The following is a 12,696-nucleotide window of genomic DNA, read 5'->3' on the forward strand; positions in this document are numbered from 1 at the left end:
CGAGCTCCTGAGCGGACTCATGCGGCAGCACACCAGCAAATATCTCTTTGGATTCTCCGGCCCCCAGCTCCAGCAGGCTGCGGTCCAGAATGATCCGGCCGGCAGATGCGTCCGGCTGCAAACCTTCGTTCCAAATATTTTTAAGCGGATAGACCTTAATCGACTTCACATTCACCGTGCCGCCCTTGGCGTAGAAGCTCATACCGCTGCGCGCCTTATCCGGGAAAATAACGTCGGAGAATACCGTTCTGCCGTCCGCCGCAAACACCTCGACCGAGGATTCGTCCACCAGAATACGGAGCTTCAGCGTAGAATTCTCCGGCTGCACCTTGGCTTCATGCACAGACGAGAACTTGGATGAGAAATCGGTCCGCCCGGAAGCGGAACGGTCAACGAACAGCTTGCCGCTTCCTGTGCGGTAACCGACAACGGTCCGCTGCGCTCCGCCTTCACGCAGGCGGAATCCGAATTCTGAAGCGGCTCCTTTCTCAGGCAGTTCAAGCTCGGCCTCAATTTCGTAGGCATTGCCGAAGAATGGGGCCAGAATATTTTCCGTATCCGCAGAGACGCTCGTATCGCTGACCGCGAATGGCGTACCCCGTAGGTCTTCAAGCTCGGTAATCGGAGTCTGCGCCAAACGGATGCCTTCCGGCGTCGTCTTGAGCGACAATTCGCGCGGAATCGTCATTTGTCCTTTCCACGGCGAGGTCGGGAAGCTGAACGGATAATCCCAGTTCGTCATCCAGGCCAGCATAATTCGCCGGTTGCCTGGTACGTTCGCAAAGGAAGTCGAAGCGTACATCTCCTTGCCAAAGTCGGTCCTGAGTACGGTCCCGGCCGGATTGTCGTTCACAAACTTACCGTCAGGCGTCAACTCGCCGATAAAATATTCGGCGTCCGATCCGTTTGTCTTCGGATTAGCGCCCATGCTGATCATCAGCACCCATTTTTGCTTCGAGGCATCCCCGTCCACCTTCAGCGGGAACAGGTCAGGGCATTCCCACACGCCGCCCCGTATATAACTGCCGTAACCGAAGCTGTCGGTCAGCTTCCAGTCGATCAGATTCTCCGAGGTGTAGAAGCGGATATGATCGCCGCCGGAAACGACCATGATCCAGCGGTTGCCCGCTTCGTCGCGCACCACCTTCGGATCGCGGAAATCCCAGACTACCGGCTCATTTCCGCTTGTAGAACCCGGATTTTTGATAATCGCTTCGTTCCCGTAATACTGCCAGGTGCGGCCTTTATCCTTGCTGTAAGCGAGCCCGATCTGTTGATTGCCGCCCGTTTTGTCCGGATTAAAGGAGGTGTAGTAAGCAACAAGCCCCTTGCCGCCCGAATCGCCGAACAGCCCCGAAGCGTTATCCTCATCAGCAATTGCAGCCCCGGACCAGACATGGCCCAGACCATTCCAGGTTAGCGCAAGCGGCAGACGCCGCCAATGAACCAGGTCGGTGCTGACCGCGTGGGCCCATTGTCCGGCGCTCTGGTGAAAGAGATGATATTCCCCTTCAAAATAGACCAGCCCGTTCGGGTCGCTTGCCGAGCCGCGAGCAGGCGTGTAATGATACGCCGGACGGTAAATTTCATTGTAATAACCGCCGGAAGGCGTCAAATAGACATCCTGAAAATAAGCGCTGCCGCCGGTCACGGCAAGACCGGTCAGGCCCGAGGCATAGCTGGCATCCTCAAGCTGGGCAGCTTTATAGCCGTCCACATAGGCCGAGATCTGTGAGTCCACGGCATGAATTTCAATATGGTGCTTCTTCCCGGGAGCAAGCGGAATATCCGAAGTGGAAGCCAGCACCTCCCGTCCTGCCGAACCCGACTTCACCAGCTTAACCGTGCCTTCATTCGCGTTCAATTGAAGCCAGTAGCCGGAACCGTCTTCGTTTGCCCGGAACAGCAGCGCCGCCTCGGCGGACGGTGAATACACGGCAATCGTAACGTTGCTCTCCAGAACAAAATCCTTCGCCTCCGGGCCGGAAAGATGCAGCGACCACTGCGCTCCTTCCGACGTTCCCTTGAGGCCTTGCAGATCCTTCATCCATCCGCTGGCTTCGGTGTTCAGCTCTTCAATATTCGTGAGCAGATCGCTCACCTCGATATTCTGGAACACCGCGGTACCGCTTACGCGAAGCCCCAGCCGCCTGTTATTAGAGTAAAGCTCCGTTTCGGCGCTGATTACGGGATCGTATTTGCCATTCCAATAGACCTTTATCTGATTCCCGTCCGCCTTGACTTTGACGTGGTAGCTGACATCCGGCAGAATGGCGATGCTCTTCTCAATCCACAGCCGGTCCGGATGCGCGCTGTTCGCGTCGAGCAATCTGATCTTGCCCGCTTTTCCATCCACCTGGACCAGAAATCCGTTCCGCCCCGTCTCATCCGAACGCAGCAGCAGGGAGCCTGCCGAGTCCGCCGACTTCAGCGTCACGTCGCTCTCATAGGTAAAGTCCTGAGCATAGGTTTCCGACATTACCGTAGCCTCGCCTGGTGCCGTCAGCTGAAGACCTTCAAGACTTGAGGAAGCGGTTCCAACACCGCGCTGCGACCAGCCCGCAAGATTGCTGCTGACGCCGGCCATCTCTACTGGCTTCGCTTGACCCGACTGACCCGCATAAATATTCTGGAATACCGCCGTGCTGTTCCAGACATGCATCCCATAATATCCGCTCGTGTAGGCGGTATCCTCCGCCTCAAGCAGCGGCTCCGCTCCGCCGTTCCAATACACCTTCAGCGACGCGCCCTCCGCCGTCACCTTGAGATGGTACGTTTCCCCAGCGTTTAGTGTCACGCTCTCCGTCTTCAGCACCCGGTCGCCGTTCGCGTCCTTCAGCTTCAAGATATCCGCTCCCGGGTCAAGCTGCGCCATGTAAGAGCCCCAACCGCTGTCGTTCGAGCGGAAGACAAGCGATACCACGCCGCTGTCCTGCAGCAGGGTTACATCCGCTTCGTAACTGAAGCTCTCCCCCTGTTCTGCTGACAGCGCGAATCCGTTCTCCGCCGAGGACAGCTTCAGTCCTTCCGGCGTCTCTTCGATCATTCCCTTGTCCTTCGCTGTCCAGCCGCTTAGGTTGCTGTTCACCGTTCCCGGCTTCGTCTCCGTATTCATGACTTCCATGTGTATATTCTGGAACACCGCCGCGCTGTTCCAGACATGCATCCCGAAGTAGCCGCTTGTGTAGGCGGTATCGAGCGCGGTTAGCAGCGGCTCCGCTCCGCCGTTCCAGTACACCTTCAGCGACGTGCCCTCCGCCGTCACCTTGAGATGGTACGTTTCCCCAGCGTTTAGTGTCACGCTCTCCGTCTTCAGCACCCGGTCGCCGTTCGCGTCCTTCAGCTTCAAGATATCCGCTCCCGGGTCAAGCTGCGCCATGTAAGAGCCCCAACCGCTGTCGTTCGAGCGGAAGACAAGCGATACCACGCCGCTGTCCTGCAGCAGGGTTACATCCGCTTCGTAACTGAAGCTCTCCCCCTGTTCTGCTGACAGCGCGAATCCGTTCTCCGCCGAGGACAGCTTCAGTCCTTCCGGCGTCTCTTCGATCGTTCCCTTGTCCTTCGCCGTCCAGCCGCTTAGGTTGCTGCTAACACCAGCAGTTAAAGCGCTTCCAACATTGCCTGTATCGTTTTCTCCTTCGGCCTCTGACGCCGCCGAGTATGAACCTGGGAACATAACGGTCCCAAGCAGCAGAAATACAACGAACACGTTTAACCAGCAGCTCCCCGGATGCTTCTTCCCTTTTCTCACTTCGCTCACTTCCGTCCCTTAAAATGTAAGCGTTACCTTATTAGTGCATTAAGAAAAGCACCGATTGGTGCCCATTCGAAGATGCCGCCGCATCCTTCAATTAGCGGCAGCTCTTCTTGCGATCAGCTCTGCTGAAACTTATAAGTATCTCTTACTGGCCGGCAGGCTGCACTTGCTTGAAAAAACGGCCCAAACTTCAGGCCGCTTCATCCAGTTCTTCCTCCGATACTTTTACTACATCCGCCATGCTTACTCTGCCGTCTTAGCCGGTCGAATAGGCTGAATCCGCCATACATTAAGCGATTCAAGCACCGTGTCCCCATTTCTGGAGAACAGCTTGAGCCCTAAGCTGCTTTCCAGCGGATAAATCCGGTTCGTAATCGTCCGGCGGCCGTCATTTGCAAATAATTCCACCGAGGAACTGTCCAGGAACAGGCGCAGCTTAACCCGTCCGTCTTCCATCGGAACAAGCGAAGCCTCGTTGACGCCGCCCTCGCCTGCTCCGGCATGATCCCGGTTCATCCGCAGCACGCCTTCGAATGCCTCATAGGAAATTTCCGTATACTGCAAGCCGTCATCCGAGCAGCGTACGCGCAGACCGAATTCGGCGCCGGATGAAGCATCTGCCAGAAAGACGGCTTCAATTTCCAGCGCGCTTCCTTCCGCTCCCGCCAATGAATATTCTTCGCCGTCTTTAAGCAGGACGTTAGCCGTGTTCACATGTTCACCGCGCAGCGCCTTCAATTCTTCGGCAGGATTGGCAAGCAGGCTGCCATCTTCCGCGAGCGTCAGCACGCGCGGCAAGGTGAAGGCTCCCATCCAGCCGTCTTCCTTCTCGGGCATCTCCGCGCCCCAAATGTTCATCCAGCCGAACAAGATCCGCCGTCCGGACGCATCCTCGAAGGTCTGCGGAGCGTAGAAATCGAATCCGTAGTCCACCCGGTCCTTATGCTGCGTGCTGAATTTCCCCGTACCGTAGTCGAATTGTCCGGACAGATAGAGTGTCTTGACAGGTGCAATATTCATCGGAGAGAAGAGGAGCACATGACTCTCCGGGGCTTCCCCAAGCGGGAACATATCAGGGCATTCCCACATATCGCCCATCGTTCCGTCGCTCTCCGCCGCAATTCCTTCGTAGGTCCATTCGTCCAGATCGCTTGAGGTATAGTGCAGCGCCTTGCCCTTGCCGTCCTTGCCGTAACCGACAATCAGATGCCAGACCTCGCCGTGCTTCCATACCTTCGGATCGCGGAAACCGAAGCACTCCGCGTCCGGAGCACCAGCAATGATGGAAGCCGCGCCCTTTTTAAAATGGATGCCGTCCGTACTGCGCGCGATACACTGCACCTCCACCGGATCGTTGCTCTCCACATGTCCCGTATAAATCAGAGTTAGCACGCCGTCATCGTCGACCGCGCTGCCCGACCAGCAGCCGTATACCGTGTTTTCCGCATAGTCGTAGGACATTGAGGGAGTCAGGGCGATCGGAAGATGCTCCCAATGCACAAGGTCTTTGCTCTTCGCATGTCCCCAGTGCATCGGTCCCTGCCAGGGGCCGTAAGGATAATGCTGGTAGAAGGCATGGTATTCGCCGTTATAATAAATAAGTCCGTTAGGATCGTTCATCCAGCCGACGGGCGGCATTAAATGATATTGAAGCCGGTACCTCGCATTGGTAATCGGTATTGACTCTTTTTCCAGTGTGTTGCTCACAGCAGCTCACCATCCTGTTCGAATGATATTTTTCTATTTTTCCGTTTATATCCAGACGGGTTTCAGGGGGTACACCGTAAATTGGCTGAACGATACGTTTCCTCCATAGGCGAACAATTCGAGTCCGGCGCTATCCGGCCGGGGGTAGACAAGCGACGTAAATACTTCCTCTCCGTTCCCGACAAACCATTCAATGACCGAATCGTCCACAAAGCCCCGCATGGTCAGCCTGCCCGCTTCCAAGCTTCGCGGCGCCCGGAGTACCTTGGAGAAATTCGCCGTTCCTCCGGTACGCTTCGGCAGTTCGCTGAATCCCGAGCTGCGCCGGTCGAGGAACAATTCGCCGCGCGGCGGGCTTACGCCAAGAACAGTGTGCTCGTCATCCGATACCCTGACACGAATACCAAATTCCGCCGCGCTGTCCCAGCTGACCTCGGCCTCGAATTCGTACGACAGTCCCTTGAATGGAAGGCGGAGGATTTCATCCTTAATCTCCACCGGACCGTACTCAAGCGGTTCTTCACGCAGCGCGGAAAGCTCCTTTACCGGCTGCTGCACAAGGCGAAGCTCTCCGCTGCCGTTTCTTGCTAGCCCGAGCGTCCTTGGAATCGACATGCCGCCTTTCCAAGGCTCGGTCGGAGAATGAAACGGATACTGCCAGTTGGAGGTCCAGGCAAGCCAGATTGTCCGGCCGTCTTCCTGCGGAATATCCGAATACGAAACGGCGGCGTAGAAGTCCTGCCCGAAATCAGTCCATCGCGGACGGTCGTCCTCATGCTCGCAGACAAAGCGGCGGCCGTCGTAGTGTCCGACGAAATACTGGGCGGTGGAACCGTCCGTTATTTCATTGTCGCCGATGCTGACATGCAGCACCCAGCGCATCTCGCCGACCTCGCCCAAGACCGGCAGACGGAACAAATCGGGACACTCCCACACGGCGTCCTGACAACCGGCACCGCTGAAGCTGCTCTCAAACCGCCATTTCCGCAAATTAGGCGAGCTGTAGAAATGAATGGCTCTGTCCACGCTGACCGCCATGACCCAGCGTCCCGTCCCCTCATGCCACAGCACCTTCGGATCGCGAAAATCCTGAAGGCCGGGATTGGGGATGACCGGATTGCCCGCATACTTCACCCAGCTTCTTCCCTTGTCCGAGCTGTACGCGATACTTTGGGATTGGAGACCCTCTTTAAAATGGGTAAATATCGCTACCAAACCGCTCCCGCCGCCGAAGAAACCGCTGCTGTCCCGCCAGTCCACCACGGCGCTCCCCGACCAGACGTCGCCCAGTTCGTCGGCTATGAGCGCCAGCGGCAGATGCTCCCAGTGCAGCAAATCGCGGCTCACCGCATGGCCCCATCTGCCCGTGAACTGATAGAACTGATGGTATTCGCCTTCATAGAACACCATCCCGTTCGGATCGCTCATCGGCCCCTTCGGCGGCGTCAAATGAAATTGCGGGCGGTAAAGCTCGCGATACGTTTCAGCCATGTTCCCCCTCCTGTCCTCCGCTTTTTTTCAGATTCCCTCAAAAGTGCGGTTATTCATCTTAACGTCATTTGATTTACATAGTACATTACAAATGTAAACTAAATTATTGCAATTGAAGTATAGCGCTTTCAATTCAGAGTGTCAATCCTTTTTTAGGTATTTATTTTATCCGTTTGCCTTCCATGTTTTCGTTTCCATGCCAAGGTTCATTCTTGCTTTCATAGATTGGCACGCCGATCCCCGGGGCAAACTATGCAGTACCTGAAAAAAATTATATAATTAAGAAAGCAAAAGATGTTTTTTACCGTAAAGTGTATGCACATTAAGTGTAACGGGCATATATTAGCTCAATGTCCCAATTTACTTCTTTACATTCATATTTGTATTTGCGCAATTTATTGTCGCATTTTTACAACCAGTGTAAATGCTTATATCAAAGTCATGAGTCTAAAAGGAGCTTGCTGCCTATGGCCGAGAGAGTGACCATTCAAAATATCGCCGATGCTTTGGGATTGTCGCGCAATACCGTATCCAAAGCACTGAATAATCATCCGCAAATTCCCGATGCGACCAGGGAGAAGATTCTGCAAAAAGCGGCCGAGCTTAAGTATAAAAATTTCTCTAGCATGAATATGGGAAACATCGCACTGCTCACCCGTGGAGATATCAATGCCATCAGCTTCTATGCCGAGACGATTAAAGGAATGGAAACGGGCCTCAGCACCCAGGGCTTCAATCTGATTCTGATGCTGGTGAAGCCTGATGATATCCGCAGCAACGTGCTGCCGTCCAATATCAATCCGTTCAATATCGATGGAATCGTCTGCATGGAGATTTTTCATGAACCTTATGTCGAAACGATTCTTGGCGCCGGAATCCCGACCGTATTTATCGATTTCCTTCCGAGGACCGTCTTTGGCAGCCACAAGTACGATATTGTTATGGTCGAGAATGAATATTCCGCCTACACCCTCACCAAAACATTGCTCGAAGAGGGGCACGAGAATATCGGTTTCATCGGAGATTTGTACCACTGCCGAAGCTTCTATGAGAGATGGCTCGGTTTCGAGCGCGCGATGAGGGAATCCGGCCAAGGGCACGACCCCGCATTCAGCTTAACGCCGGATGACACACAGCCCTACCTTTCCGTCGAATGGATGACAGAGAGGCTGGAGGCTTTGGATAAGCTGCCCACCGCGTTTGTTTGCGCCAATGACGATATCGGCATATGCGCGATCCGCGCGCTCAAGGAACTGAAGGTTCAAGTGCCAAGACAGATTGAAGTGACGGGGTTTGACGACATCCCGAACGCCAAAATCATCGACCCGCCGCTAACTACGGTTCATACTTACCCCTATGAGCTCGGGACGCGCGTCGTCGAGACGCTTCTTAACCGGATTGAACAGCCGGACCGCCATAAGGAGATCATCTATTTGGAATCCAGCGTTGTCCTGCGGGGATCGACCAGGCAGGCGGCAGAATCGGCAAGCGGACTCTCTGCCCGCCAATCCTAGCTGTCCCGCTGCATACGCTACACATGCCACACACACGCTGCCAAAGATAGATTTTCGCAGATCAGCTTAAGGGGCGCATGCCCGTAATGAAGCGCTATCCCGAAAGTTCCCGATTACAAAAAAGGCAGGCTCCCTCGCTTACAAGCGAAGAACCTGCCTTTTGTGCTTTCCTTTCCTTTCATCATACTACTTTCTGATTATCGATTTTCCGGCATATTGAAAGCTTGGCCGCGGTCGGCTTTTCGGCCCGCCGCTTTTTCCAGCACGGCAGCCAGCTCCTCATTATCGATTGGTTTTGTCAAATATTCATCCATCCCGTTGTCCAGACATTTGCCGCGGTCGTCCCGCAGGGAATTGGCCGTCAACGCCACCATATAAGGCACTTGACCGGGGGCAAGCGTATTTCGGATCATCTGCGCCGCTTCGAGCCCATCCATCACCGGCATTCGGACATCCATCAGAATGATGTCGTAAGGTATGCTGACGGCGGACCGGACCGCCTCCCTTCCATTTGCCGCGATGGTCACAGTATGCCCGAGCTTTTCAAGCCGTTTTTTCAGGATAAGCTGATTGATCTCATTATCTTCGGCTACAAGCACCCGCATGGAATAAGGGAACTTGCCAGAGCCCTCTTCCATAGCTGCGGCGCGGCTCTCTGTGGGAATCATTCCGAATTCCGCAGTGAATAAAAAGGCGGTTCCCGGCTCTTCCGGCATCCGCACCATAATCTCGCCGCCCATCAACTCCACGAGCTTCTTGGAGATGGCCAGACCGAGGCCGGTTCCTTCCACCTTTCGCGTCAAGCCATTATCCACTTGATAGAACGGCTGAAAAAGATTTTTAAGCGCCTCCTCCGGTATTCCGATTCCGGTATCCCTGATGGTCACCTGAAGCTGAATCCTGCTGCCGCTCTGCACCAGACTGCTGACCGAGATATTAATGCCACCATCTTCAGTAAATTTCACAGCATTCTCAATCAAATTAAGAAGCACCTGTCTTAGGCGATTGTAGTCGCCTGTAATCCTTTCCGGGATGTCGGGGTCGACGGATACTTTGATGTCCAGGTCTTTCTCCAAAATCTTCAGCAGCAGTACATCCAGCACTTCCGCAATGCAGTCCCTAATCCGAAAAGGCTCGTTCACGGCATAAGCACGGCCCGATTCAATCTTGGAGAGATCTAGAATGTCGTTGACGATTCGGAGCAGGGATTCCCCGCTTTTGCGGATCGCATCCAAATACTCCGTCTGCTCGTGATCCAGATTCGTTTCGGACAGCAGCTCCGTCATCCCAAGCACGCCATTCATCGGGGTCCGTATCTCATGGTTCATCATAGCAATAAATTCATTCTTGATCTTGCTCATTTGTTCAGCCGTTTCCTTCTCGATCAGAAGCTGCTTCTGCTCATTGAGAAGCTGGCTCTGGACCGAGAGCGAAGGAAAAGTCCCTTCAAGCACTTGAGAACTCTTATACAGGGGAGAGGCGATGAATTCCCTGTCGGTCATCAAATATTCATGCGTCTTTAGCAGAACATTTTGCAGCGATGCGGAGATTTCCCGGGCGTTATAGGCACAGACGGACATAAGACCGTTGCCGATGACGGGACCGTCCGCCTTTCTTTCAAATTCCTCAAGCGTAATGTGAATGTTGTCCCGCTCTTTCTCACTCCACTGGACATGAGCCCAGGTTCTAACCGGGATCTGCCGGTCCAGGAAAGGCTTCAAAATTCTCCCAAAATGATTAATAATGCTATCGCAATGGAAATCCCCGTATTGACGGTAAAATTCAAAATTTTCGATGTAATGAACATCCTCCAACTGCTCGGCGGACAGCGCCTCTTCAAGCCTGCCAAGCAGCCTGCGGTACGCAACCTCATTGTCAATGAACAAGATCTGGTATCCTTGATGAATACCGGTCGTAACATAGGACAGAGCATTGTCGATATAGCTGTCGCAGTCATCGTACGTGTATAAAATATGCCCTACCTTAGCAATCTCGTTGATCAGGCTTAACGGAACCGGCGCTGGTCTCTCTCCATCCATAGTCAAGCACTCCTCCACTTCTTTCCGGGCTACCCTATCCTGCTGCGTCCAATAGCTAAAATAGATCTATTTTTAATCCGTGAGTCTCCCGGTGAAACCCTAAATTCTTTTACCCGTTTCCCTTTACAGCCAACCAATTCAGCTATTTAAAAATCTATGAATTCTTTGCCCCGCAGCGCAAAAAAAGCCGCCTCCTATGATCAGGGCCGCATAGACCGCTTGAGAATCATTAGGAAGGGCTGATTTTGTCATGTTTTGTCATACCTGTTCTTTCAAAAAGAAACGGCTGCACCGTCTCTAGAACTGAACTTGTTCTACTTGAACGCCTGCTTCATTAATGGGCCGCTTATCCCGGATAAAAATAATCAGAGCCAGCGTAAATCCGAACAAAGCGACCGCCCCGTTCAGCAGGAAGATCCCCCCGATATTGACTCTGGAGATGGCAGACGCTACAAGGGGAATGGTGAAAATAGCGACTCCCTCCGCGATCGTGTACAAGCTCGTTACCAGCCCTTTCCCCCGAGAAGATTTCTCGGCCAGCAGCGTAAGTCCGAGCTGGATCAGTCCGCCGCTAGAGAAAAAACCCAGGAGTACTGCCCCTGCAGTGCAGACCACCGGCACCGGGAACGCCCAAATCACGAGTGAAACGACCGCTGTCATAACTGTATAAAGCATCATAAAATAGATCGACTTAACGCCCCGGTTGCCCAGTGTGAAGGTGACTAACACACAACAGATCGCGCCAAGACTTCCATAGCTAACCAGAAGCCGCGATGAGCCTTCGCTCATATGCACAACCTCCGAGCCGTACTTGGCAATCCATTGCCCCAGGATGTAGAGCAGGGTTTGCGCAACGAATCCGAACAAGATTAGGCAAATTTCATTCAAGCTGAAATGAAAAGTTCTTGCCCTTTGCGGCCTCGATCCTTCACTTGCCTGAGCAAGGTCAGTCATAGGCGGGAACGTGCGGGTAAGGATAAATACCAGATTGACAGAGAGAACCGCAATCAGAAAAATAAAGCTCCATCCAAACCATAAATCCCGCAGTATCAAAAATCCGATGAGATAAGGCAGCACAAACTGTCCGCCTTGGATAAAGGCTTTTATGATGATATTCGCGGGCGCGGACTTCTTGGGAAAGGCCTCCATCAATGCCGGATACGTCCCTGTATCCAGGAAGGAATTTGCCACACCGGCAGATATGCCGAACATATAAGCAACCGCGACATTCGGGCTGATCAGAATACCGGCCAGGAATAATACATAAAAAGAGATTCCCAGCACTACCGAAGGCTTCCGCCCGAACCGGTCGGACAGCTTGCCCGAAAAAAAGACGGCGACCAGCTTCCCAATACCCAAAGAAGAAACGACCGCAGCGGCACCGGCATTATCCGTATTCCACTGCTTGGATAAGAAATCGATATTTTGAGCAATAATGATCAATGCCATGCCGTGAACGAAATAGTTAATGTACAATCCCAAAGATGCTGACAAATACTTGTTCTTCATGCTCTCCCTCCATTTCGCTCGGTTGTGCACCGCCCTGCAAGCATTCCGATTACAAAATCCCCTTGGCTTTTGACAGAGGTTCTTGTGTTCTTTTTCACAAGGCATGCCACACCGATTTGTTTAAGGAGAATATGAATGAGTCATGTTGCAGAATTTACATTGAGAATACTTTCACATTGAAATATCTTCTCTCTTTATTGTAGTAAGCGGGTTTTATAAAAACAAATTGAATATACCTTGATTATTTATAAATTTTATCAATAATTCTTTATTGTGGCTAGCCCTTATTCTCCTCTTTGTTAAATTTCATTTCTGCCCAGCGCTTCGATTACCTTGTCGCACCACTCGATAAAGCTCTCTTCATTCCGGATTCCCATCTCAATCACCGCAATCGAGGAGAACAGCGGATGACTGCCGGGATAAACCGCCTGCAGCCGCCGCCCGGGAAGCCGCCCGGGAAGCGAGATTGCCCCCGAAGCTGATGCCCATCAGCGCGATGCGGTTCGGATCAACCTCGGGACGGCCAATTACATAATCGACAACAGGCGTAACGGCCTTCTCCCAACTTTCGGTAAGTGGAGCATGATCAACTCATGCCCGCACACCAAAGGCTTTTTTCGCTAATGTGTCCTGTTCATGTCATTTTGAACCTCTCATGACTAAAGTCACGAGATTCTTG

8 protein-coding genes are annotated in these 12,696 nt (G+C 53.0%); 1 reads left to right on the top strand and 7 read right to left on the bottom strand.

Annotated elements, in window-relative coordinates; translation table 11 throughout:
• From L691_RS28555 to L691_RS28560, 3 genes are all read right to left on the bottom strand, one after another.
• On the bottom strand, positions 1–3,751 hold a 3,751-nt coding region (locus L691_RS28555; protein ID WP_025690453.1), incomplete at its 3' end, for a GH32 C-terminal domain-containing protein.
• 249 nt (positions 3,752–4,000) lie between these two features.
• Positions 4,001–5,464, bottom strand: a complete 1,464-nt coding sequence (locus L691_RS0110550; protein WP_025690454.1) for a glycoside hydrolase family 32 protein — start codon at positions 5,462–5,464, stop codon at positions 4,001–4,003.
• A gap of 45 nt (positions 5,465–5,509) precedes the next feature.
• The gene (locus L691_RS28560; RefSeq protein ID WP_051459346.1) at positions 5,510–6,955 is read right to left on the bottom strand and encodes a glycoside hydrolase family 32 protein; all 1,446 of its coding nucleotides are present in this window, start codon (positions 6,953–6,955) and stop codon (positions 5,510–5,512) included.
• Positions 6,956–7,422: 467 nt separating this feature from the next.
• Here L691_RS28560 and L691_RS0110560 point away from each other — a divergent pair, with 467 nt between their 5' ends.
• Positions 7,423–8,469 carry a LacI family DNA-binding transcriptional regulator gene (locus L691_RS0110560; protein ID WP_025690455.1) on the top strand — a complete coding sequence of 349 codons (1,047 nt, stop codon included), beginning with the start codon at positions 7,423–7,425 and terminating at the stop codon, positions 8,467–8,469.
• Between the two features lie 197 nt (positions 8,470–8,666).
• On the opposite strand, the gene L691_RS28565 is transcribed toward L691_RS0110560, so the two are convergent.
• From L691_RS28565 to L691_RS33530, 4 genes are all read right to left on the bottom strand, one after another.
• Complete coding sequence (locus L691_RS28565) at positions 8,667–10,508, bottom strand: ATP-binding protein (RefSeq protein WP_025690457.1); 1,842 nt, start codon at positions 10,506–10,508, stop codon at positions 8,667–8,669.
• A 297-nt stretch (positions 10,509–10,805) separates the two neighbouring features.
• Positions 10,806–12,017 carry an MFS transporter gene (locus L691_RS0110570; protein WP_025690459.1) on the bottom strand — a complete coding sequence of 404 codons (1,212 nt, stop codon included), beginning with the start codon at positions 12,015–12,017 and terminating at the stop codon, positions 10,806–10,808.
• Positions 12,018–12,316: 299 nt separating this feature from the next.
• Positions 12,317–12,403: a hypothetical protein gene (locus L691_RS34230; protein WP_408634743.1), complete on the bottom strand. Its 87-nt coding sequence runs from the start codon at positions 12,401–12,403 to the stop codon at positions 12,317–12,319.
• Positions 12,396–12,545: an alpha/beta hydrolase fold domain-containing protein gene (locus tag L691_RS33530; RefSeq protein WP_269634842.1), complete on the bottom strand. Its 150-nt coding sequence runs from the start codon at positions 12,543–12,545 to the stop codon at positions 12,396–12,398. The genes L691_RS34230 and L691_RS33530 overlap by 8 nt, the downstream gene beginning before the upstream one ends.
• Between the last annotated feature and the right edge of the window lie 151 nt (positions 12,546–12,696).

This window comes from Paenibacillus zanthoxyli JH29, from assembly GCF_000520715.1.
In the GTDB taxonomy this organism is placed as follows: Bacteria; Bacillota; Bacilli; order Paenibacillales; family Paenibacillaceae; genus Paenibacillus_AQ; species Paenibacillus_AQ zanthoxyli.